We start from the raw sequence: 22558 nt of genomic DNA on the forward strand, positions 1-22558 counted from the left end.
CATGATTGGAATAGTAATGTTTTTTGTAGCCTTGTTTGCACTATTACTTGGCTTCCCAGTTGCGTTTACCTTTGGTGGTATCGCCTTAATCTTTGGTGTGTGGGCTGAAGGCATCGAAATGTTTGCCTTTATGCCATATCGAATTCAATCGATCATGGAAAATACGGTACTGATGGCCGTTCCATTATTCGTTTTCATGGGGCTTGTTCTGCAAAAGACCAAGCTTGCTGAACAACTGCTTGAGTCTATGGGCCGCTTGTTTGGTGGTGTACGTGGTGGTATCGCGATTTCTACGGTATTAGTAGGTTCGTTACTTGCTGCTTCAACTGGCGTGGTTGGTGCTTCTGTTGTTGCGATGGGCCTTATCTCTTTGCCAGTAATGCTTAAGTACAATTACGACAAAGGCTTAGCCTGCGGTACCATTTGTGCTTCTGGTACCTTAGGTCAAATCATCCCACCATCGATCGTTTTGATTCTACTCGGTGATGTACTTGGTGTTCCGGTTGGTGACCTGTTTCAAGCGGCGATTTGGCCGGGTGTAATGCTGGTGGGCGCGTACATTGTTTATATTTTGATATACGCAAAACTTCACCCTGAAGCCGCTCAGCCTATTGAGCGTGATGATTCAATCAGCCGTAAACAAGAAGTGATTGATGCGCTTAAAGCGATTCTTCCGCCACTCGCGTTAATTATTGTGGTACTGGGTTCTATCTTTGCGGGTGTGGCGACGCCGACAGAGTCTGCTGCATTGGGTGGCGCAGGTGCGATGATACTTGCACTGCTATATGGTCAGTTTAGTTGGTCAATGGTATATGACGCCTCTAAAGAAACCGTAAAAGTGACAGCGATGGTGTTTGCTATCTTGTTGGGTGCGACAGCTTTCTCAATGGCGTTTACCTACACTGGCGGTGATTATCTGGTAGAGGAGTGGATGCTGCAGCTTCCGGGTGAGAAGTGGGGCTTCCTGATCATTACCATGCTGGTTATTTTGATTCTGGGTTTTTTCATCGACTTCGTAGAGATCTGTTTCATCATCGTACCAATCTTAGCGCCTGTTGCTGAGTTAATGGGCATCAACATGACGTGGTTCGCTATCTTGATTGCAATGAACCTACAAACCTCCTTCTTGACGCCACCATTTGGTTTTAGCTTGTTCTACCTAAAAGGCGTGGCACCAAAAGGCGTAACGACCAAAGACATCTACCGAGGTGTGATGCCTTTCATTGTGATTCAGATATTTGTACTTGGGTCACTTCTCGCGTTCCCAGCGTTTTATGGAATGTGAGTGACACCAAGAATGTGAACGATATGTAACAACGGCTATCTATAAATTGCTAAAATAAAACGGCTTATTGATGTTCAATAAGCCGTTTTTAGTGAGGAAAAGGAATGCCTCTAAAAGCCAAGCTGATTCTGCTAACGCTACTCCCGTTGCTGCTGGTTACGGCGAGCATTAGTTGGATCTCGTTACACCAGACTAAAACCCTGGGTGATAAAGAGGTCGAGATCTTCAGAGACAGCCTGATCAAATCCAGAGAGAATGCACTCAAGGACACTGTCGATCTCGCTTTCGATGCCATCGAACACATCTACAACGATCCCGATATTCAAGAAGCCCAAGCTAAAACGGAAGTTCGAGCCATATTGTCTAAACTTAGATATGGCGCGGATGGCTATTTTTTCGCTTACGATCGTCACGGAACCAATCTCGTTCATCCGATACAGCCGGAATTGATCGGCCAGAACTTGTTGCAGCTTCAAGATGAAGATGGCGATTTTCTGATTGAAGCCTTGTTGCGAGAAGCACAAACCGGTGGAGGCTTTCATCAATATTTTTGGCAAAAGCCTTCGACAGGGGAGGTGGTCTCTAAGTTGAGTTATGCCGCTTGGTTGGAACGCTGGGATTGGATGATTGGTACGGGTTTATACATTGAAGATGTGCATCAAGAAGTCGCTTCAATGCAGGCTGCGATCAACAAGAACATTGAAACCACATTTTTCTCTATTGTGGTGATCTTGAGTGTTACCGTTGCGGTGATCATCGTGCTCACTTTAGCCATCAATATGCATGAACATCGCATTGCCGATAATAACTTGAAAGAACTGGCTCATAAGACGGTAATGTTTCAAGAAGACGAGAAGAAGCATCTAGCGCGCGAGCTGCATGATGGTATTAATCAATTATTAGTGTCGAGTCGTTGCCATTTGGAGCTACTTGGTAATAAGTTACAGAGTGAAGAGCTTAAAGCTCACCTAAATAAGTCGCAGCACTCGCTGATGAGAGCCATTGAGGAAGTGAGGCACATCTCGCATCAACTTCGTCCAAGTTCATTGGATGATATTGGTCTGGAAGCCGCTTTGTCGTCTTTGCTTTTAGACTTTCAAGCCCACTCGGGGATTGAGGTGGAAACCTTGTTCGCGACTAAACCGGGCAAGTTAAAGTCAGAGGCGGCGACCACCTTGTATCGAGTGGTTCAGGAGTCGTTAACCAACATAGAGAAGCATGCACAAGCGACCAAAGTAACGGTCATCGCGCAGCAAATTGGCAATGTGTTGCAGTTGCTTATTCAAGATAACGGTGTTGGTTTTAATACTTATAAGGCGATGGAAAAGCGAGGGATTGGCCTAAGAAACATGCGTGAGCGAGTGGAGTTTATCGGTGGCGACTTTGAACTGATGAGTGAGGTTGGCTTCGGAACGGAAATTACAGTGTTACTGACACTAGAGGGATTGATGAATGAGTGAAGTTATTCGAGTTGTGATTGCTGACGATCACCAAGTGGTACTTGATGGCTTTATGGCGAGATTGGAACTCGAGCCTGATATTAGCGTGATTGGTACCGCGAGCAACGGCTTAGAAGCGGTTGAGATGGTTAAGACCTTACGTCCGGATGTGGTGTTGATGGACATTAGCATGCCTATCATGAACGGCATTGATGCCACCCATCTAATCAAAGAAGAGAACCCGCAAGCTAAGGTGCTGATGCTGACCATGCATAACAACCGTGAATATATTATGAAGGTGATGCAGTCGGGTGCAGTCGGCTATATGTTGAAGGAAATTTCTGCCGAAAAAATGGTTCAAGCCATCAAAACGGTGAATCAAGGATCGACGTATTTCTGCGAAAAAGTGACTCAAAATTTGTTCACTCAACCAATTACTCCGACACCATCTGTGAAGAATCCATTGAGTCGACGTGAGGAAGCTGTGCTGAAATTAGTGGCGAAAGGGGAGAGCAGTAAAGAGGTGGCGAAGGCGCTGAATATTAGCTACCGAACTGTCGAAACCCATCGACAAAATATTAAGCATAAACTCGACATTCACTCTACTGCAGAGCTTGCCAAGTACGCTGTCAATTGTGGGCTTGTGGATTGATCTTACGCTAAATTACACTAAATGTGTAATTTAATTACTAAATGTGTAATTAAGGCCTCCATTTTGGAGGTTTTTTTAGTATTTTTGCGACAGGTTGATATTCTTCCTTTCGAAATTTAAGTGCCGAATGCAATGTTGCAAACCGAGCGCTGCAAAGTTAGAGAGGAAACATGGAGTCTGTTAAGGATAGGTATAGTATTGAGAATACTGATTATACCGTAGGACAAGATAACGTTCAGAAATGGGGTTTTGATGTACATAATCCTGTATTTGGTATTAGCGCTGGGTCGATTATCATCTTCCTGTTGGCACTTTTGGTGGCAGAGCCAGAGACCGCGAAATCTGCACTTGATGGTATAAAATGGAAAGTCATCGGCAACTTCGATGGGTTCTTTATGTGGGCAGCCAACATCTTTGTTATTTTCTGTTTTGCCCTCATTGTCTCCCCGTATGGCAAGATACGTATTGGTGGCAATGATGCCAAAGCAGAGCACTCTAACCTTTCTTGGATGTCGATGTTATTCGCCGCAGGAATGGGTATTGGTTTGATGTTCTGGGGTGTTGCAGAGCCAGTCGCTTACTTCACTGGATGGTATGAAACGCCACTTGGTGTCGAAGCATACTCACCTGAAGCGGCCAAGCTTGCACTGGGTGCAACCATCTATAACTGGGGCTTACACGGTTGGGCTATCTACGCTGTTGTTGCTCTTGCACTCGCTTTCTTTACCTTCAATAAAGGTTTACCTCTTTCAATCCGTTCGATTTTCTACCCGATCTTGGGAGACAGAACTTGGGGTTGGTTCGGTCATATTGTTGATATCGTGGCGGTACTCGCAACGCTGTTTGGTTTAGCTACTTCATTAGGCTTAGGCGCTCAGCAAGCAACAAGTGGCATTAACCATGTGTTTGGCACTGATGGCGGCATTGGCATGCAGTTGGTTGTGATTGCTGTGGTCACTTTTCTGGCGACGATGTCGGTTGTGCGTGGCATCAACGGCGGCGTAAAGGTGCTAAGTAACGTGAATATGTTGGTGGCTTTAGGCTTGCTGATTTTCGTGACGATTGCTGGTGGTATGGCAGGTATTACAGCTATCCCAACGGCGCTAATGGGTTACGTAGAAAACTTTATTCCTCTAAGTAATCCCCATGGTCGTGGTGATGAAACTTGGATGCAAGGTTGGACGGTATTCTACTGGGCGTGGTGGATGTCTTGGTCACCATTCGTAGGTATGTTTATCGCGCGTATTTCTAAAGGCCGTACGATTCGTGAATTCATCGTCGCAGTACTGTTTATCCCAACGACAGTGATCATTATCTGGATGGCGATTTTTGGCGGCATCGCGATAGATCAAGTCGCGAACAAGGTCGGTGAGATTGGTATGAACGGCCTGCAAGATATTACGCTCTCGCTGTTCCACACTTACGATGCGTTGCCAATGAGCTCTGTTTTATCTGTGGTATCAATTGGTTTGATTATGGTGTTCTTTATCACCTCTTCAGATTCGGGTTCACTGGTGATCGATAGCATTACCTCTGGCGGCAAAGTAGATTCACCGGTTCCTCAACGTGTTTTTTGGGCGGTCATTGGTGGTGCGATTGCTGCGGTTCTGTTGTGGGTTGGTGGCACAGAATCTATCCAAGCATTACAAGCCGGTACGGTTTCTATGGCGCTTCCATTTGCGTTCATATTATTGCTTATGTGCCTAAGCTTATTACTAGGTTTACGAACAGAAAATCAATTGGTTAAACACCAAAATGCTTAGAGCTAAAAGTAATATTAAATAAAAGGCCGACATGTTCGGCTTTTTTTTCATCAGTAATTTGAGTATTTGCGTGAATGTTGGATGAAAACCAAACGAACCGATTCAGGTTTACTGAAAACAACAAGTTAACCTGCTAAACTTCAGACATCCAAGTATTTGAATTAATGTGACAACAGCTTGTACTACTTGGATTGTAGGGTCGAGTTTGTGATTGGGTCACAGGTAAGTAAGGGATATTAGTAGTATTCCGTAGAGAGGGATAATGACTAAAGGTATAGATAAATACAGTATCGACAGTACCGATTACACTGTTGGTCAGGATAATGTTCAAAAATGGGGTTTCGATGTCCACAACCCAGTATTTGGCATTAGTGCAGGTTTGATTGCTCTGTTTTTGATTGGTGTTCTGGTTACGGATACCGCATCAGCGAAAGCAGCACTGGATGGCGTTAAAGGGCAAATCATCAATTCATTCGATTGGCTGTTCATCTGGTCAGGCAATATTTTTGTGATCTTCTGCTTAGGCTTGATCGTTTCTCCGTTTGGTAAAATCCGCCTTGGTGGTGTTGATGCAACGGCAGACTACTCATTCATGTCTTGGTTATCCATGTTATTTGCAGCGGGTATGGGTATCGGCTTGATGTTCTGGAGTGTGGCGGAGCCAGCGGCTTACTACACCGGTTGGTATGAGACACCACTTAGCGTTGAACCTAACACACCAGAAGCAGCTAAATTAGCATTAGGTGCAACCATGTATCACTGGGGTCTACACCCTTGGGCGATTTATGGTGTGGTTGCTCTTTCGTTAGCATTCTTCTCTTACAACAAGGGACTACCGCTTTCGATTCGTTCTATCTTTTACCCAATTCTAGGTGATAGAGCATGGGGCTGGGCTGGTCACGTTGTTGATATTCTGGCGGTACTGGCAACTCTATTTGGTCTGGCGACGTCGCTAGGTCTAGGTGCACAGCAAGCAGCAAGTGGTATTCAACACGTATTTGGCCTTGAAGCTGGTTTGGGCTTACAAGTTATCGTGATTACTGTGGTGACTTTACTCGCGGTAGTATCGGTACTTCGTGGTATCGATGGCGGTGTAAAAGTTATCAGTAACATCAACATGCTAGTAGCTTTCTTACTGCTTATTTTAGTGGCTTTAATCGGTTATGCAGTAACACTCGGCTCTATCCCAACAACCTTAATGGCGTACATCGAGAACATCATTCCACTGAGTAACCCTCACGGTCGTGAAGACCAAGCATGGTTGCACGGTTGGACGGTATTCTATTGGGCTTGGTGGATTTCATGGTCACCATTCGTAGGTATGTTCATCGCACGTGTATCTAAAGGTCGTACGGTTCGTGAGTTCATCACAGCAGTTCTGATTGTTCCAACGACTGTGACAGTAATTTGGATGTCAGTATTTGGTGGTATGGCGATCGATCAAATCGTAAATAACATCGGTACACTTGGCCGTGAAGGCTTAACCGACGTATCGCTAGCGATGTTCCAGATGTTTGATGCACTGCCGTTTGGTACGTTGCTGTCAATTATTGCAGTGGTATTGGTTCTAGTGTTCTTCATTACATCGTCTGACTCAGGCTCTCTGGTTATCGATAGCATCACCGCTGGTGGTAAAGTGGATACACCGGTTCCTCAGCGTGTTTTCTGGGCGTTCCTTGAAGGTGCGATTGCAGTGGCGTTGTTGTGGGTTGGTGGTACTGAAGCGGTACAAGCTCTACAAGCTGGTGCTATCTCGACGGCACTGCCATTCACCATCATTCTGTTACTGATGTGTGTGAGCTTGCTAATGGGTATGCGTACAGAAAAACGCTAACGCTTATTGCAACAATCAGACGCACTAATAGGCGTTTGACGTAAACATTGAATAAAGGCAGGTGAGAGAATCACCTGCCTTTTTTGCATCTATTTTTCGTCGAATCTTCATACCTGTTTTACCGTACTAAAGCTGACAAAAATTGTAATAACCATATAGTAAATAGCGCCTTGATTTTGGCGACATGCCAACTAATTGGCATAAGCTAAGACTATGGTTTACATAAAAATATATTACGATATTAAATTGTGAAATCGCTCGAATTTAATACTGATATTGGGTAGTATGCGCGGGATTTCCCACCACTCGTGAAACTTTGACATGAAACTAACACTAAAACAGAAGTTAATAGGTGCTAGCCTATCTGCTGTTATAGTTATGGCAACAGCGTTGACCTGGCTATCAGCAAACCAACTATTTGAACAGACTCGTAATGGCGTATACCTACGAGCTGAAAGCGTATCAGAAGCAGCATCTGAAGGTATTAAAAACTGGATTGGTATTCGCACGGATATCGCATCAGCATTTAATGACTTTTCACGAGAAAGCGATGTTGTTCCTTTCCTAAAGCAAGCTCGCGTAGCGGGTGGTTTTGACGATATCTTTTTAGGTACACCAGAAGGTGGTATGTACCGTTCACACCCTGAACGTAATCGTGCAGATTACGATCCACGTCAACGCCCTTGGTACCAAGAAGCAAATGCAGCAGGTAAGCAGATCATTACTACGGCTTACCAAGATGCAATCACTAAAGCACTACTAGTAACCATCGCAGAACCAGTTCGTCACAATGGTCAGCTTGTTGGCGTAGTAGGTGCGGACGTACTTATCGACCAATTGGTTAACGACGTAATCAGCCTAGATGTTGGTGACAATGCTTACGCAATGCTAATCGATGCGTCTGACGGCACATTCCTAGCGCACCCAGATTCAGCACTAAGCCTGAAGCCAGTAAGTCAGCTTTCTAATGACATCTCTATGCCAATCATCGAGAACGCAGTGCGTACTGGTAGCATCGAGATCATTAAAGAACGTGGCGCTGAGAAGCTGCTTTACTTCACGAAAGTACCGAACACTAACTGGATCTTCGCGGTTCAGATGGACCGAGCGACTGAAGAAGCAAACCACTCAACACTACTTACTCAGCTAATTATGACTGCTGTAGTGATTACGCTTATCGTGATCGTACTGGTTTCTTGGTTGGTGAGCTTCCTATTCCGCGACCTAAACCGAGTTTCTGCGGCACTTGAAGAGATCGCTTCAGGTGAAGGTGACCTTACTCAGCGTCTTGAGCCTAAGAGCGACGACGAAATTGGTCAGCTTGCACAAAACTTCAACCGTTTTGTGGGCAACATGCACACAATGGTGATCAAGCTAAGCGAAGTGTCTGCTGCATTGGGTAACCAAGCGCGCCAAACTGCATCACAAGCGGAAGAGCGTAGTGCTCGCATCCAGATGCAACAAGACGAAATAAACATGGTTGCAACGGCTGTTAACGAAATGGCAGCGGCGACACAAGAGATCGCGGGTAACGCAGACCACACGGCACAGAATTCATCTGAAGCGGTTGGTGCGTGTGAGCACGGTACTGGCCAAGTAACACAGACTCAAAGCTCAATCCAAAATCTTGCTCAAGAAGTTCAGATTGCAACTAATGTAATCCTAGAGCTTGAAGAGCACGGTAATAGCATCAACGCTATCTTGTCTAACATTCAAGGCATTGCTGAACAGACAAACCTACTTGCACTTAACGCAGCGATTGAAGCGGCACGTGCAGGTGAGCAAGGTCGTGGCTTCGCGGTTGTTGCTGATGAAGTTCGTGTTCTGAGCCAACGTACACACGGTTCAACACAAGAGATTCAACAGACTATCGAATTGCTACAAGGTACAACAGGCAAAGCGGTTAGCATCATGAATGACAGCCGTACTTTGGCTGAAACCAGTGTTGATGACGCAAACTCAGCGGCTGCAAGCCTAACGCAAATTCATGCTGCTGTTGAACGTATCAGCGACATGGCGACACAGATTGCTTCTGCGGCAGAAGAGCAGGCGTCTGTAACGTCTGAGATCACTCGTAACACTGAGGGAATCCGTGACGTGTCTAACGAGCTAGCAGACGAAGCACACCAAGCGGCAGAGCAAGCAGCTCAGCTGTCTGAACTGTCTCATGAGCTAGAGAGCGAAATCAGTCGCTTCAAGCTGTAAGCACTGAAGCGTAAATTTAAAGCCGAATGTGATTATCACATTCGGCTTTTTTGTGCCTCTTATCTGGAGAATTAGGCACTAGGAACTAGTTGTTCGGGTAGCCTGGGAACTTCGCTTTTAGATTGGCGCGAGTAGGGAAGTATTTCTCCATAAACTTCACCATCGCAGGGTCGTTCTTTTGAAGCTCTGTGAATGTCGCGGAACTTAGTTCTTGAGCGCTGTAGCCTTTGTAGTTTACGTCGTAGTAAGCATACAGAGAGTAGGCTAGGTATTCTTGATCGTATGACTCAGCGTCTAGGTCAGCTTCAACGATTGTCGAGTCTTTTCCATTTGGAAAGTAAGAGCCCGCAAGAATCGCTTTTTCATTCAGCTCATCGAGTTCTTTTTGCATCACCCCCCACTTTGATGAAGGTGATTGTACCGCCAAATTCATCACACCGTAGTCGTGTACAAAGTGAATGATCTCTTCAAACGCAGCGTCTCTTTTTGTCACTAACCCCGGCTTGTTTTCGCCTGCTGTTGTATCTGTCGTTTCAGTCGCGAATAGATCTTGGAAGCGGTAGTTTTCATCTAAGTAATCGCCCGCACCTCTGCTAGCCCAATCATCATCGTAAAAGAACGCCATCGCAGCTTTGCTGTCGTAGATAGCCTTGGTCACTTCAGCTGGGAAGTTATCAAGGTAGTACTGCATGATCTTCTTAACGTGCGCAACTTTAGCCGTGCCGTCATTTTGTGTTTTGTCTTCGATCAGTAACGGGATCTTGTAACCATGAGCTTCTACGCAACTGCGTTGCTTGATGCCATTGTTAAGCAAGTCGCCTGTTGTGTCTGAAATAACAGAACAATCACCTGTTGGTACACGAGCGAACGTCTCTGAAGCACTTTGAGCAAAGCTGGGAACAAATTGGATAGCGTTACTTAGAGTGTTACCCACGCGTACGTAAAGGTTCATCGGTCTCATTTGGTCGATATTAAACTTGTCGCCAGTGCTATCGATGATGAATTGCTTGTTGATGGTTACGGTGTCGGCTTTTTTCCAGAGAACGATGTTCTTGATGTTGTTTTCGACTTTAGCAACAGCAAGTTTTTCTGGTGTTGTAGTTGAGTTGAAGTTCTCGTAGTAAATATTAAAGTTTTCAACATCATACGTTTTACCAGACGAGTTTGTTGCCGTCACTTTAAACGTAATGTCTGCGTCATTTTGAGTCTTATAGTTGCGCTCTGGGATACCATGAACTTGAGCAAAACTGCCGCTCGATTTTAGGTTATTACCGTACTGGGTAATATCAACGTTCACGTTTTTGTCTGCGCCATTTTTAATCGACTTTACGCTGAATTGCAGCGAGAAATTGTTGCCCAAGCTAACCACTGAGTTGGCGCTAGATGCGTCAATGACGTTTTTTGAAGCACTGTTATTGTTACCACCACCGCTTCCGCCGCCACACGCAGTAAGCATTGTTGTAACAACAAGAGTAGGAATAATGAGTTTATTTATCATAGAGAACCAAATTATCTGCAAGCAATAAAGCTCGCATGTTACAAGAAATGGTATTTTCGCTGAGTAAGCTTTTGTAAGTTATGTATTGATATCACTTACAAATGACGCATTAATGATTTGTTCGGGCGATTGGTTTGGACGGTTGGTTTAGACGATGGATTGGCTTGGCGAGATAAGCTAGGGCGGGGAAATCGGGTGGGAGAGTAGTGGGCGGCATAATGGCCCACTACTGAAGTCTGGATTAGAAGTATTTTTTCGCTACTTCAACAGCTTTGTCCAAATCTGGAATCATAGTCAGCTCTGGAACTCGCTGAATATGAACGATTTTGTTGTCTTTATCGACAACGAATGTGCTACGAGCAAGTAAACCAAGTTCGTTGATTTGTGTGCCTGATTCAAAACCAAAAACGTGGTCTTTGGCATCTGAAAGCAAAGTTAGGTTGTCTGTAATACCTTTCTCATTCTTGAATCGATCCAGTGCGAAAGTCGTGTCTGCACTTAGGCCGATGAATTCAATGTTATCTGTCAGTTCAGGGTTTGCTTTTACAAAGTTAGAAAGATCCTGAGCTTGTTGGTTACATACTGGTGTGTCAATCGAAGCCAGTACACTAAAGATACGCACTTTGTCTGTTTTTGCTGTGGTATCGTACGGTTGGTTTTTGTTTGTCATCAATGTCACTGAAGGCAGGTAATCACCAACAGCCAAGCTATTACCGACAAGGTTGAACGTTGTTTCGTAGTATAAAGTCAGCGTATTGTCTTTCCCTGTTGGAGCCGTTTCACTGGTTGTTAAGTAGTCCGCAGCACCAGCCGTTGTGGTTAAAATCAGTGCCGCTAGCGTGATTAGCGTTTTTTTCATGTTGAGTCTCTTGAATTATATTAGTTAAGCTCAGTTTCAAGCGCAGCGAACTCTAGCGAAATAAGATGCGGTTTGTTCAAACCAACAGATAATGAAAATCACACCGTTCGATTTTATTATAAAATATCAACGACTAAGAGAATAAGACCCTATTTAAAATGAGAGTTTACATAAGCTGAGTATCTTGGATATTTGTAATATCCTAACTTCCGAGCTGTCATTTTTTATTTTGTATGAATGCAAGTAGTTATGGGCTTTATTCTTATAAACTATCGAAAAGTCAGTCTCAAAAACACCTTCGCTATTTTTAGTTACTGTTATATCAATATGTCTGGCTCTACAATCCTTATATGAGCTTACTCGGATTATCCCCTCCATACTATCAAGGTCTAACATCCCCGTATGATCAACAAGGTTATATGAGATATTTTCAGTGGACACCAAACGCTGAGTCATATTTTTGTTTATATTATTTGTGTTATAGCAACCTCTAATGAGTGACAAGGAGGAAATGGCCAGCATTAACATGAATAGCTTCTTAAGATAAACCAGAGTTTCGTGGGGTTTATTCGGAAGCTCTTGGTGATCGTTTACTTCGACAGGTACTGAGACTTCGCTCGTTGCTCCATCTATTGCAGCAGCGGCTATTGTGTCATCCTCCTGGGTTTCGGAAGTTACATTGGTTTCAGTTGGTGAATGGCTTTCAGTAGGTAGATGGGGTTCTGGTAGCTCTTCATTGGATATTTTCTCAAGCAAATAGCCTGCTTTACTCACCGTGGTGAGCTTTGTATTTTTAATACCAATCGTTTTGAGCGACTTTCTTAACGTACTGATCGTATTGGTTAGAGATTGATCAGAGACAATGGCACCATTCCAACATTCACTAAAAAGCTCATCTTTACTCACACATCGACCATTGTGGTTATGCAAATAGAGTAAAACACGGAATGGTTTTGGCCTTAATTTGATTAAGGTTTTATTTTCGATATTCATTATCGAACGATCGCTCAGGTTTATATGTAACTCATCATTAATTACAAGTGAATTATCATTAATCATTCTACTTCTCTCAAATTAATTATTTTTATTGTTATTACGCCTAGACCAACTTGTCGTCGATTCTATTTTTTTTCATCGCTTTGGCTATCAAAAATCAAGTTCGTTTGAAAAATGTGTGGAATGTATATTTGGTGTGTTTTTAGTGAGTTTTGAATGATGTGGTTTAGGTTGGGCGCAAGTACGATAGACGCATAATTCACGGATAGAACATCAACAGATATAGGGATTATTAATAACGTTGTTTGTTTTTGGGAGTGAAGATGAAAGTCGTATCAAAAGAAAGTGTTACACGTGTTTTAGGCAGCATTGAAGAATATAAACAGGTAGCTTGTGTTGAATCCAAAGGCTTAGATGTCATCAGCTTATTGGTTCGCTTATGTCACCTTCAGAGCAAGAAAATCTCAGAAGACGATCGACAAGTCTTAGTGGACCACATCAAGGATTTGATATCAGAAGAGCTAATCTTTGCCCAAAAAATGGAACTGGAAGAAGCTGAAGCGATATTAATGGATTCTGTTAGCCCGCTATGCAATCCAGCACAATCCAAGTGAGGCTAACTGATGCTTGAGTGGAACTCTGAACACCGTCGATACGAGATGTCGGTTCTTGGATTTAAAGTGCATAGTGTCTTTCAATCGATTAATGACGCTGACCAAAATGTGTTTGGCTATGAGGCGATATGCCGAGTAGAGATGCAAGGTGCGAAGGTAAACGTTAAACGCTTCTATAAAATTCTTGAGGACTTCGGTGAGAAGTCTGAGTTTAGATTTAAGTTTTTCTTGAACATTATGCACTTGAGAAATTTTCGGAACTCGAGCATCTATGGTCGTGATCTGAAGCTGTTTCTCAATGTTACCCCATGCTTTTTTAAGTACTTTTCATACGGGAACGACTTAAACAGCTTATACCTCCCGCTAATCAAGGAGGAGCAGGTAGACTTGAGTCAAATCGTTGTGGAAATTGTCGAGGACTATTGCCCTCTAGCTGACATAGAGAGCTTACATAGAGGCACTGAGTACCTCAGAAACATAGGTATTTCGTTCGCACTGGATGACTTTGGCTCTGGCTGGGCAGGTTATAGCCGCATGGCCGTTGTGAAGCCAAACTTCCTAAAAGTGAGCCGTGATATGTTGATTGAGTTCGCTATGAGTGGCTCTCAAGATGACAACCTTTTGGAAGAACTGAACACCATTACGACGATACAAGGTATCAAGGTGATTTTTGAGGGGATTGAGAACGTAGATAACTTAAAGGCTGCGGCTCAGTATGGGGCTGATTATTATCAGGGTTACCACATAGATTTCCCTAAATCTTATCCCGTAAACATGCTAGATCAAGGTGTTGTCACGCCAGATGAAACATTCAGGCTAAACACCTACCTCAATAAGAAAACCAGAATAACGAGTAAAAGCGCTTAAATCACCGAGTGACTGAAACCGCGCTCAAAATGATCAATTTGTCGATTTCCCTTATCTGAACTACTACTCTTCGGTTCACTAACCTCTCGTGTGGGAGGTTAGCTTTTTGGCTAGTGATATCGATATGAGTGAGTTGTATTTGAAGCACTTTGGATTGAACGGTTTGGATGCTGGGCGAGGGCTATCAGTATTCTAATAGAGGATTACAGTTCGTTCTCTGAGTTTCTTTCTTAATTACTTTTTGAATTGTTTTCTTGGATTAACTGAATCAATTGGCTTTTGCTGTAAGTGCAATAAGCATGGAGAAACCTCTCAACCTCTTCAATTTCAACTCGATTCACTCTGCACGATACATACCCTTCCTTCTGATCAACACCAATCTTAATGTTGTAAAGCTGCTGTTCTCGATCCACAAAAAGACAAGTCCCTTCACTGGTACAAATACTAACGTTGGCGTTTTCGTTTGAGTTAATCGAAGACCATAAATCATCAAATGATGCCTTGATCGCATCATAGTCTTTACGTTCCGCTACTTCGTCTCTTGTAAGAGACATCATGCAAATCTCGCTCATAATTTTCCTCTCTATTTACAAAAAATTCTCCCAGCATTTTGAGGATGCTGGGAGAATCAATGTCATTCAGTTTAGATAGCGATTTACGCAGCCTTAGCGTCGTTCTTTAGCTGTTCTAAACAACGGATGAACGCACGTAGGTTACGATACACGTCTGTTTGATCATAAAACACGCCAACATTCTCTAATTCTATCGGGCCTGATACCGCGTTATCTAGCATTAGGTTATCAATTAAGCCAAAGTTTTCTAGCGTCATGCCGATGCCATCCACATAGGTTTGCTCATCGACTTGCTTAGCATTTGGCAGTTGGTCTAGGTTTCTTTTTAGGAAAAGATCTGAGTTGTTGCTGTAGGCAAGTACCGTTTTACCTAGCGCTTTACCAAAGCCCATCTCATAGGCTGTACCCACATCGCAGCTCGCGCCTCTGAAAGGTGTCATGTTGGCGATGACGATATCACAGCTCTCAATAAGCTCTTCATTCGCGCGGCCAATTTTTAAGCCATTTTCTTGAGGGCTAGGTTCATTCAACTCTAGAATATTGTCGAGTGGGAAAATACCCTCGAAGCCATAAGCTTCACAAATCTTCTTCTTTTGATCACCGATAGAGACAGCGTCACTTAGAAATACTTCTGGTCCTGCTAGATAAATGCGTTTCAACGTTTAACTCCTGATTAGCTACAGTGCTTGGGTTTGTGCTGATATTTTTATCTATTGGATTGTTTAAGTAATAACCGAAAGTACACGGTTTGCTAATGTGTGGTTTTGGTGTGTTTTTAGCTTTATGGTTTAAAAAACGACTCTTTAGTGCAGTTTTGCTTAAGCTCATGATTTGAATATCACTTTGAGGCTGCTTTGTGTTCACTTAAGGCAAGAACGTGACGGTGAGTCGAATGGGAAGGGGACCTCTTGAGATGCAGCAAAATCGATAGACAATAAAAAGCCCGAGTATGAACTCGGGCTTTGGATGTTTCTTTGTCATCAATGAAGCGACTAGATTGCCTGACGAAGTTGGAAATAGCGTCCTTGTTCGTTCAACAGTGTCTTGTGAGAGCCATGCTCTACAATCTCACCTTGTTCAATCAGAACGATAGAATCCATCGCTTCCAGACCGATCAAACGGTGCGTAATGAAGATAACCGTCTTGCCTTCAAAATGCTTCTCAAACAGTGCCATAATGCTCTGTTCAGTTTGCTTATCTAGGCCTTCCGTAGGCTCATCAAGAAGCAGGATAGGGGCATCATGAAGAATCGCACGTGCAATACCAACACGGCGCTTCTCACCACCAGACAGTTGACGACCACCGTCACCTAACCAGCTATCAAGACCATCATTCTCAAGCAGCTTTTCTAGGCCAACGTCTTTAAGGATGTTAGCTAGGTGCTCATCGTTGGCATCTGGTTTCGCAATCAACAGGTTGTCGCGTAGGCTGCCATTTAAGATGTCGACACGCTGACTTACCACACTGATCGACTCACGCAGTTGTGACTCGTTCCATTGTGTCAGTTCAATGCCCGCGATAGAGATATAACCTTTCTTCGGATCCCAGTAGCGAGTTAGAAGCTGAATCAGTGTCGACTTACCTGAACCCGTTTGACCCACAATCGCAACCTTGTTCGTTGCCGGAATCGTTAGGTCGACAGCGTTCAGAACACTGCGCTCAGAGTCAGGGTAGTTGAACGTCACGTTTGAGAACGTAATATCAAGCGGCTTGTTGATGTCGAGTTTCTCGTCCGCGAATTGAACTTCAGGTTCTGAAAGAATCACTTCATTCAAGCGACGTGCAGAAGACAGAGTCTGACCTAAATGCTGGAATGCGCCTGCGATTGGCATTAACAGTTCAAAACTTGCCATGGTTGCGAACGCCATTAGCGCAATAAACGGATCAGGTGCATTACCACCCACGCCGTCAGCCGCTAGCCAAAGCATAAGAACCAGTGTCAAACCGTTGAACAGCATCAACGCTGCTGAAGCCATACCGGTTAGGTTGGCGTTCACAAACTGGTTCGCCATTAGCTTCTGTTGGGTTTCTAGAATCGCATTACGGTAACGCTCTTCTGCACCAAACAGAGTCAGTTCGCTGTAGCCTTCAATCCAATCCAGAGTAGTAACACGTAGATCCGCTTTGTTTTGCGTAAGCTCACCACCGTTACGCTTGCCCAGCTTGTAGAACAAGACAGGCCAAATCAACAACATGATAAGCAGGATAGAACCTAAGATAAGGCCTAGCGAGGTATCGAACCACATCAAGAACAGAGTCAGGAAGAAGATACCAAACACACCAACCGTCACAGGGCTTACTAAGCGCAAGTAAACGTGGTCCATGGCGTCGACATCAGCAACCAAGCGGTTGAGTAGGTCAGCGTCACGCAGGTTTGAAATACGACCTGGGATCAGCGGAGCCAGCTTCTTGAAGAAGAAGATACGTAGGTCAGTCAGTAGTTTGAATGTCGCATTGTGGCTTACAACACGTTCACCCCAACGACCCGCAGTACGGCTCATAGCCAAACCACGTACACCACCACCTGGTAGCATGTAGTTGAAGGTTTCACGTGCAATTGTTAGACCAGCAACCGCAGAAGCTGAAATGAACCAACCCGATAGCGTTAACAAGCCAATAGAAGCTGACAGAGTAGCAAAAGCCAGTAGCATGCCTAGCGATAGGCCAAACCAATGCTTTTTATAGAGTTTCAGGTAAGGCAGTAAATCACGCATCTAAATTACCCTTATTGTCTTGTTGAGCTAAGTTCGCGTTTAGCATCTCTTCGAATAAACCTCCCGCAGTCGAAAGCTGAGCGTAATGACCTTGCTCCACAAGACCACCATCGCGCATAACCAGAATGTTATCGACCGATTGAAGAGGCGCCAGTTGGTGCGTCACAAGCAGGGCAGTGCGACTTTCGATGTTGCTGTTGATGCCTTTCATTACTAGCTGCTCACTACGAGTATCTAGGCTAGCAGTAGGTTCATCAAGCAACCAGAATTGGCCGTCTTGGATCATTGCACGAGCCAACGCCAAACGTTGAGATTGACCAACAGACAGGCCGCCAGAACGATCAGAAATCATGTAGTCCAAGCCGTGCTCATTAACAAACTCACTAGCAAAAGATTGGTCTAGTGCGTTTTGGACTGTTTGATCGGTAATATCTTGCTTACCCAGAGTGACGTTGTCACGGATGCTGCCGTGAAGCAACAGTGGGTTTTGGCCAACCCAGCTGATAGTCTTACGCCAAGATGCCAAGTCTAAATCACGCAGTTCAATACCATTGATTTTCAAGCTTCCTTCATAAGGCATGAAACCAAGAATGGCATTAATCAAACTTGTCTTACCCGCACCACTTGGGCCAACTAATGCCGTTGATTGGCGAGTATTCAGTGCGAACGAGATAGGGCCAACCAGTTGAACACCTTCAGGGCTCAATACTTTCAGATCTTGAGCTTCAATATTGATGCCTTGAGCTGGGTCTAATTGAGTGTCACCTGATTTAACCTTAGTGATGTCGGTTTCTAGGAACTCAACAATACTCTCGGCTGCGCCCACCGCTTGTTGCTTCGCGTGGTAGAAAGTACCTAAATCACGCAGAGGTTGGTAAAACTCTGGCGCCAAGATAAGGATAAACAGACCAGCGAATAGCGTAATGCCAACGCCGTAGTGGCCGAAGTTAAGCTCGCCGATGTAAGTGAAACCAAAGTAAACTGCCGTCATCGCAATCGAGATAGAGGTGAAGAACTCAAGCACAGCAGACGACAAGAAAGCGATCTTCAATACATCCATAGTGCGCGTTCTGAACACCTCAGATGCACCTTTCAACACTTCTGTTTCAGAGCTCGTGCGGTCGAAAAGACGAATGGTTGTCATTGATTGCAAACGGTCGTAAAAGTGACCTGAAAGACGCTGAAGCGCTTTGAAGTTTTTACGGTTTGCGTCTGCCGCTTTCATCCCCACCAATGCCATGAACATCGGTACCAGTGGCGCAGTCAGCAAGAAGATAAGGCCGGCAGCCCAGTTTACTGGGAATACTACAACCAAAATAATGAATGGAATCAGTACCGACAAAGACATCTGTGGCAAGTAACGCGAGAAGAAGTCTTGCATGTCTTCAACTTGTTCTAGCAACAGCGTTGCCCACGTACCGGCAGGCTTACCTTTGATGTAAGCAGGGCCGAGTTCGCGTAACTTGTCTAAAATGAGCTGCCTAATGTAGACACGGATCTGTTCACCACAGCGATAACCTGCGATTTCACGACCCCATGTACAGCCCGCACGGCCAACGACCGATAGTGCCAAGCCAGCAAAATGACCAACCAGTTCAGACTTATCGACGTTCTCGATGATCAGCTGGTGAAGAATAGAGGCGAGAAGCGCTGCTTGAGCAATTAAAAACACACTTGAAAGTACGCCAAGGCTAATCGCAATCATAAGCCAGCGTTTTGCTAACTTACTTTGTTGCTTAAGCCACTTATTCAAGCTGCGTTGTTTTTTCTTATCCATTATGAAGGCTTAATGATAATTATTATTCGTTGAGGGCGGCTAGTATACAAAAGAAAGCCCAGTGGATATACCACTGGGCTTTAGGGATTTACAACAAAATGTGATGACGCCCTGCATCTACTAAGGCGAGAGCGTCGATAATCAAATCTGCAATCTCAGATTTACTTATCGTTAAGGCCATCTAGGAAGCGCTCAGCATCCAGAGCAGCCATACAACCAGTACCAGCAGAAGTGATCGCTTGGCGGTAGTTGTGGTCCATAACATCGCCCGCAGCGAATACGCCTGGGATGCTTGTTTGTGTTGCATTACCTTCAAGACCAGACTGAACGATGATGTAGTCATCCTTCATATCTACTTGGCCTTTGAAGATTTCAGTGTTCGGCTGGTGACCGATAGCGATGAACGCGCCCATTACGTCGATATCTTCTGTCTTGTCAGACTGAGTATCTTTAATACGAACGCCAGTTACGCCCATATCGTCGCCAAGAACTTCGTCTAGCGTGCGGTCAGTGTGAAGAACAATGTTGCCGTTCTCTACTTTGTCCATTAAACGCTTAACTAGAATCTTTTCTGCGCGGAACGTGTCGCGACGGTGAATCAGGTGAACTTCAGACGCGATGTTAGATAGGTAAAGTGCTTCTTCAACAGCAGTGTTACCACCACCAACAACCGCTACTTTCTGGTTGCGGTAGAAGAAACCATCACACGTAGCACAAGCAGAAACGCCGCGACCTTTGAATGCTTCTTCAGACTCTAAACCTAGGTACTTAGCTGATGCACCTGTTGAGATGATCAACGCATCACAAGTGTACTCGCCAGAATCGCCTTTAAGACGGAAAGGGCGGTTTGATAGGTCTACTTCGTTGATGTGGTCGAACAGGATCTCTGTTTCAAAGCGCTCTGCGTGCTCTTTCATGCGATCCATCAGTGCTGGGCCTGTTAAACCTTCAGCATCACCCGGCCAGTTTTCCACTTCTGTTGTGGTTGTAAGCTGACCACCTTGCTGCATACCAGTAACCAGAACTGGGTTTAGGTTTGCACGAGCAGCGTAAACTGCAGCTGTATAGCCAGCAGGGCCAGAACCAAGAATCAATAAATTACAGTGCTTTACGTCGCTCATGAGGACTCCGAAATTGAATTTGTTTTAATTTATAATCGCTTAGGATTGTATGGAAAATATGGAGGCAATAAAAGTGTAAACAAGGGCTGAAGTGTAATTAATCGTTATAGTTTAGAACTTAATCGAGACAAACGTTTTCGTGGCTAGAAGATCAGTGAAAGCCATAGCATCAAGTGGGCTTGCATTCGGCTAGCCATTTTTACCGTCCGTTGATTTGAAATCGATCCGAAGAAGTGTGCGCGAGATTTGTTGAAGGTTATTAAACTCACAATTGGACAAAACCCTCTTAGCTCAAATGACTAAGTCGCACTGTTCAGATAAGAAAAAGTATCTTGAAATCTAAAGCTATTTTTATGCTTGCCTTATAGAAGTGCGTTTTATGACTGGGTTAAGAATCACCACAAAATAACAGCGCGTAAGGTCGCACTGGAGAAAAGCGGATGCAAGCCCCTTTTTTAAATGGTATGATGCACTGTATGTTATGGATGCTACTAGCTCACAATGAGTTTAAATAAGAATGGAATAATATTAACCCAATGCTTTTTAGCTAAGTGGCCACCTTATGTTTAAACCAATTCTATTTATTTTTTCTATCTCTATTGCCGCGAATTTTCAAGCCATAGCTTCTACCCAAATTGATTCTAAAGATGCACCGTTTTATGAAGGAGAAGATGTGATTGCGTGTGGCGAAATCAAGCAAGTTTCTCGCTTCAAGAGAGGGTTCTATCTAAACATGGATGAACGTTATCCTCGTCAATCATTAACTCTAGTTGTATGGGAAGACGATGTTGCAAAGATTAAAGAGCAGCATGGCTCACTTGATCGTTTAAAAAATATGCATGTATGTGCTGAAGGCCGAGTGACTAAGTATAAAGGTAGAAGCCAGATTAGCTTGTACAACTCATACTCATTAAAAATCCAATAATAGGTAGTCATTATGTATGATTTTTTTAAAAAAGTTATATGTATTATGGCTTTAGTCCATACGAATGTTGCCTAGGAAAGAGAGATAGCATTTGTGAATGTATGATCCGCCCCAGCAGTTTTGGACACTGAGTTAAGTGAGTACAATCACTAACGAGGTGAACAATGACAACTAAGAAAACTAGAATTAAACATTCCCCTGAATTTAAAGCAGAARCCCTGAAGTTAGCAGATAAAGTGGGAGTAGCTGCGACAGCAAGACAGCTTTCTTTACATGAATCTCAAATCTACGGGTGGCGAAAGAACTCGAAGAAAGACACCAGTACTAGTCAGCGAGAGCAAGAACTAGCCGCAGAGGTTGCCAAGCTCAAAAGGCAGTTGGCTGATCAAGCAGAAGAGCTAGAAATTGTAAAAAAGGCGAGAGCAAGAACTAGCCGCAGAGGTTGCCAAGCTCAAAAGGCAGTTGGCTGATCAAGCAGAAGAGCTAGAAATTGTAAAAAAGGCCGCTACCTACTTCGCGAAAAATCTAAAGTAAATTTCTATGAATTTATGCTCGAACACCTGCTGAGCTTCAGTATTGTGCGTATGGCTAAGGTGTTCGGGGTATCCCGAAGTGGGTTTTATTACTGGGTTAAACATCGCCATAAGGCCATCCAACACGAGGCAATYCGCCAAAAACTTGATACAAAGGTCAAAGAAGCTTTCGACAACAGCAAAGGTCGAGATGGCTCAAGGCGTATCCAAAAAGAACTGTCTGAGAGCGGTGATAACTACAATGTTAAAACCATTGCTGCCAGTATGAAGCGTCAAGATTTAACGCCGAAAGCTGCACGCAAGTTTAAGTGCACTACGGACAGCAAGCATCAAATGCCTGTTGCTCCAAACCTGTTGGCTCAGAACTTTAGCGCATCGGCTCCGAATGAAAANACTTGATACAAAGGTCAAAGAAGCTTTCGACAACAGCAAAGGTCGAGATGGCTCAAGGCGTATCCAAAAAGAACTGTCTGAGAGCGGTGATAACTACAATGTTAAAACCATTGCTGCCAGTATGAAGCGTCAAGATTTAACGCCGAAAGCTGCACGCAAGTTTAAGTGCACTACGGACAGCAAGCATCAAATGCCTGTTGCTCCAAACCTGTTGGCTCAGAACTTTAGCGCATCGGCTCCGAATGAAAAATGGGCTGGAGAYATCACCTATATAGCCACAAGCGAAGGCTGGCTGTACTTGGCGGTAATTATTGACCTTTACTCAAGACAAGTAATTGGATGGTCTATGGATACCAGAATGACGGCTACGCTGGTCTGTGATGCGCTATCAATGGCGTTGTTCCGTCGCGGATTCCCCGAGCAGGTTATCGTTCATAGTGATCGAGGTAGTCAGTACTGCTCAAAGGATTATCGAGATCTCATAACTGCTTATAATCTCAAGCAAAGTATG

17 protein-coding genes and 2 pseudogenes are annotated in these 22558 nt (G+C 44.2%); 11 read left to right on the forward strand and 8 right to left on the reverse strand.

Translation table 11 applies throughout. The features are described 5' to 3' along the window. Position 1 precedes the first annotated feature (1 nt). The 6 genes from L1D55_RS04625 (at position 2) to L1D55_RS04650 (ending at position 9178) form a co-directional block, all read left to right on the forward strand. Complete coding sequence (locus L1D55_RS04625) at positions 2 to 1285, forward strand: TRAP transporter large permease subunit (RefSeq protein ID WP_239916664.1); 1284 nt, start codon at positions 2 to 4, stop codon at positions 1283 to 1285. Between the two features lie 104 nt (positions 1286 to 1389). Then, the gene (locus tag L1D55_RS04630; protein WP_239916665.1) at positions 1390 to 2745 is read left to right on the forward strand and encodes a cache domain-containing protein; all 1356 of its coding nucleotides are present in this window, start codon (positions 1390 to 1392) and stop codon (positions 2743 to 2745) included. After that, positions 2738 to 3376, forward strand: coding sequence for a response regulator transcription factor (locus L1D55_RS04635; RefSeq protein ID WP_105025193.1), 639 nt, complete (start codon positions 2738 to 2740; stop codon positions 3374 to 3376). Before L1D55_RS04630 ends, L1D55_RS04635 begins: the two co-directional genes overlap by 8 nt. Before the next feature lie 170 nt (positions 3377 to 3546). After that, positions 3547 to 5139 carry a BCCT family transporter gene (locus tag L1D55_RS04640; RefSeq protein WP_239916666.1) on the forward strand — a complete coding sequence of 531 codons (1593 nt, stop codon included), beginning with the start codon at positions 3547 to 3549 and terminating at the stop codon, positions 5137 to 5139. 262 nt (positions 5140 to 5401) lie between these two features. Then, positions 5402 to 6973, forward strand: coding sequence for a BCCT family transporter (locus L1D55_RS04645; protein ID WP_239916667.1), 1572 nt, complete (start codon positions 5402 to 5404; stop codon positions 6971 to 6973). 321 nt (positions 6974 to 7294) lie between these two features. After that, positions 7295 to 9178: a methyl-accepting chemotaxis protein gene (locus tag L1D55_RS04650; RefSeq protein WP_128160143.1), complete on the forward strand. Its 1884-nt coding sequence runs from the start codon at positions 7295 to 7297 to the stop codon at positions 9176 to 9178. Between the two features lie 85 nt (positions 9179 to 9263). Here L1D55_RS04650 and L1D55_RS04655 read toward each other — a convergent pair whose 3' ends face one another. The 3 genes from L1D55_RS04655 to L1D55_RS04665 form a co-directional block, all read right to left on the reverse strand. After that, positions 9264 to 10676 carry a hypothetical protein gene (locus L1D55_RS04655; RefSeq protein ID WP_239916668.1) on the reverse strand — a complete coding sequence of 471 codons (1413 nt, stop codon included), beginning with the start codon at positions 10674 to 10676 and terminating at the stop codon, positions 9264 to 9266. Between the two features lie 241 nt (positions 10677 to 10917). Beyond that, complete coding sequence (locus L1D55_RS04660; RefSeq protein ID WP_061032769.1) at positions 10918 to 11535, reverse strand: peroxiredoxin; 618 nt, start codon at positions 11533 to 11535, stop codon at positions 10918 to 10920. A 153-nt stretch (positions 11536 to 11688) separates the two neighbouring features. Then, positions 11689 to 12594: a winged helix-turn-helix domain-containing protein gene (locus L1D55_RS04665; RefSeq protein ID WP_239916669.1), complete on the reverse strand. Its 906-nt coding sequence runs from the start codon at positions 12592 to 12594 to the stop codon at positions 11689 to 11691. A gap of 260 nt (positions 12595 to 12854) precedes the next feature. Here L1D55_RS04665 and L1D55_RS04670 point away from each other — a divergent pair, with 260 nt between their 5' ends. Next, positions 12855 to 13145, forward strand: a complete 291-nt coding sequence (locus L1D55_RS04670) for a hypothetical protein (RefSeq protein ID WP_239916670.1) — start codon at positions 12855 to 12857, stop codon at positions 13143 to 13145. A gap of 9 nt (positions 13146 to 13154) precedes the next feature. Next, positions 13155 to 14012 carry an EAL domain-containing protein gene (locus L1D55_RS04675; protein WP_239916671.1) on the forward strand — a complete coding sequence of 286 codons (858 nt, stop codon included), beginning with the start codon at positions 13155 to 13157 and terminating at the stop codon, positions 14010 to 14012. Positions 14013 to 14242: 230 nt separating this feature from the next. Here the strand turns inward: L1D55_RS04675 and L1D55_RS04680 are convergent, their stop codons facing one another. The 5 genes from L1D55_RS04680 to trxB all read right to left on the reverse strand — a co-directional run bounded on the left by L1D55_RS04680 (position 14243) and on the right by trxB (position 20196). Further along, complete coding sequence (locus tag L1D55_RS04680) at positions 14243 to 14569, reverse strand: hypothetical protein (RefSeq protein WP_239916672.1); 327 nt, start codon at positions 14567 to 14569, stop codon at positions 14243 to 14245. Between the two features lie 98 nt (positions 14570 to 14667). After that, positions 14668 to 15243 (reverse strand): nucleoside 2-deoxyribosyltransferase, encoded by a 576-nt coding sequence (locus L1D55_RS04685; RefSeq protein ID WP_004740158.1) that lies wholly within the window; start codon positions 15241 to 15243, stop codon positions 14668 to 14670. Between the two features lie 333 nt (positions 15244 to 15576). Beyond that, on the reverse strand, positions 15577 to 17298 hold the full coding sequence (cydC, locus tag L1D55_RS04690) for a cysteine/glutathione ABC transporter ATP-binding protein/permease CydC (RefSeq protein WP_116871897.1): 1722 nt from the start codon (positions 17296 to 17298) through the stop codon (positions 15577 to 15579). Continuing rightward, the gene (gene cydD, locus L1D55_RS04695) at positions 17291 to 19075 is read right to left on the reverse strand and encodes a cysteine/glutathione ABC transporter permease/ATP-binding protein CydD (RefSeq protein ID WP_215405268.1); all 1785 of its coding nucleotides are present in this window, start codon (positions 19073 to 19075) and stop codon (positions 17291 to 17293) included. Before cydD ends, cydC begins: the two co-directional genes overlap by 8 nt. A gap of 161 nt (positions 19076 to 19236) precedes the next feature. Then, a complete protein-coding gene (trxB, locus tag L1D55_RS04700) occupies positions 19237 to 20196 on the reverse strand; it encodes a thioredoxin-disulfide reductase (RefSeq protein ID WP_008223323.1) in 960 nt (319 codons plus the stop codon). 562 nt (positions 20197 to 20758) lie between these two features. Between trxB and L1D55_RS04705 the strand changes: the two genes are divergently transcribed. The 3 genes and pseudogenes from L1D55_RS04705 to L1D55_RS04715 all read left to right on the forward strand — a co-directional run. Next, entirely contained in the window at positions 20759 to 21121 is a 363-nt protein-coding gene (locus L1D55_RS04705) for a hypothetical protein (protein WP_239916673.1), read from the forward strand. A gap of 164 nt (positions 21122 to 21285) precedes the next feature. Then, a pseudogene (locus tag L1D55_RS04710) lies at positions 21286 to 22044 on the forward strand (IS3 family transposase); the annotation flags it as partial. Positions 22045 to 22051: 7 nt separating this feature from the next. Next, positions 22052 to 22558, forward strand: a pseudogene (locus L1D55_RS04715) (IS3 family transposase); the annotation flags it as partial.

Origin of the sequence: Vibrio sp. Isolate22 (assembly GCF_022398115.1) — a bacterium.
In the GTDB taxonomy this organism is placed as follows: Bacteria; Pseudomonadota; Gammaproteobacteria; order Enterobacterales; family Vibrionaceae; genus Vibrio.

Coding starts and splice junctions, on each gene's coding strand:
- L1D55_RS04655 (WP_239916668.1), bottom strand. CDS start 10,676: ATGATAAATAAACTCATTATTCCTACTCTTGTTGTTACAACAATGCTT.
- L1D55_RS04640 (WP_239916666.1), top strand. CDS start 3,547: ATGGAGTCTGTTAAGGATAGGTATAGTATTGAGAATACTGATTATACC.
- L1D55_RS04705 (WP_239916673.1), top strand. CDS start 20,759: ATGTTTAAACCAATTCTATTTATTTTTTCTATCTCTATTGCCGCGAAT.
- L1D55_RS04660 (WP_061032769.1), bottom strand. CDS start 11,535: ATGAAAAAAACGCTAATCACGCTAGCGGCACTGATTTTAACCACAACG.
- L1D55_RS04675 (WP_239916671.1), top strand. CDS start 13,155: ATGCTTGAGTGGAACTCTGAACACCGTCGATACGAGATGTCGGTTCTT.
- L1D55_RS04645 (WP_239916667.1), top strand. CDS start 5,402: ATGACTAAAGGTATAGATAAATACAGTATCGACAGTACCGATTACACT.
- L1D55_RS04650 (WP_128160143.1), top strand. CDS start 7,295: ATGAAACTAACACTAAAACAGAAGTTAATAGGTGCTAGCCTATCTGCT.
- L1D55_RS04635 (WP_105025193.1), top strand. CDS start 2,738: ATGAGTGAAGTTATTCGAGTTGTGATTGCTGACGATCACCAAGTGGTA.
- L1D55_RS04630 (WP_239916665.1), top strand. CDS start 1,390: ATGCCTCTAAAAGCCAAGCTGATTCTGCTAACGCTACTCCCGTTGCTG.
- cydC (WP_116871897.1), bottom strand. CDS start 17,298: ATGCGTGATTTACTGCCTTACCTGAAACTCTATAAAAAGCATTGGTTT.
- L1D55_RS04625 (WP_239916664.1), top strand. CDS start 2: ATGATTGGAATAGTAATGTTTTTTGTAGCCTTGTTTGCACTATTACTT.
- L1D55_RS04670 (WP_239916670.1), top strand. CDS start 12,855: ATGAAAGTCGTATCAAAAGAAAGTGTTACACGTGTTTTAGGCAGCATT.
- L1D55_RS04665 (WP_239916669.1), bottom strand. CDS start 12,594: ATGATTAATGATAATTCACTTGTAATTAATGATGAGTTACATATAAAC.
- L1D55_RS04680 (WP_239916672.1), bottom strand. CDS start 14,569: ATGATGTCTCTTACAAGAGACGAAGTAGCGGAACGTAAAGACTATGAT.
- cydD (WP_215405268.1), bottom strand. CDS start 19,075: ATGGATAAGAAAAAACAACGCAGCTTGAATAAGTGGCTTAAGCAACAA.
- trxB (WP_008223323.1), bottom strand. CDS start 20,196: ATGAGCGACGTAAAGCACTGTAATTTATTGATTCTTGGTTCTGGCCCT.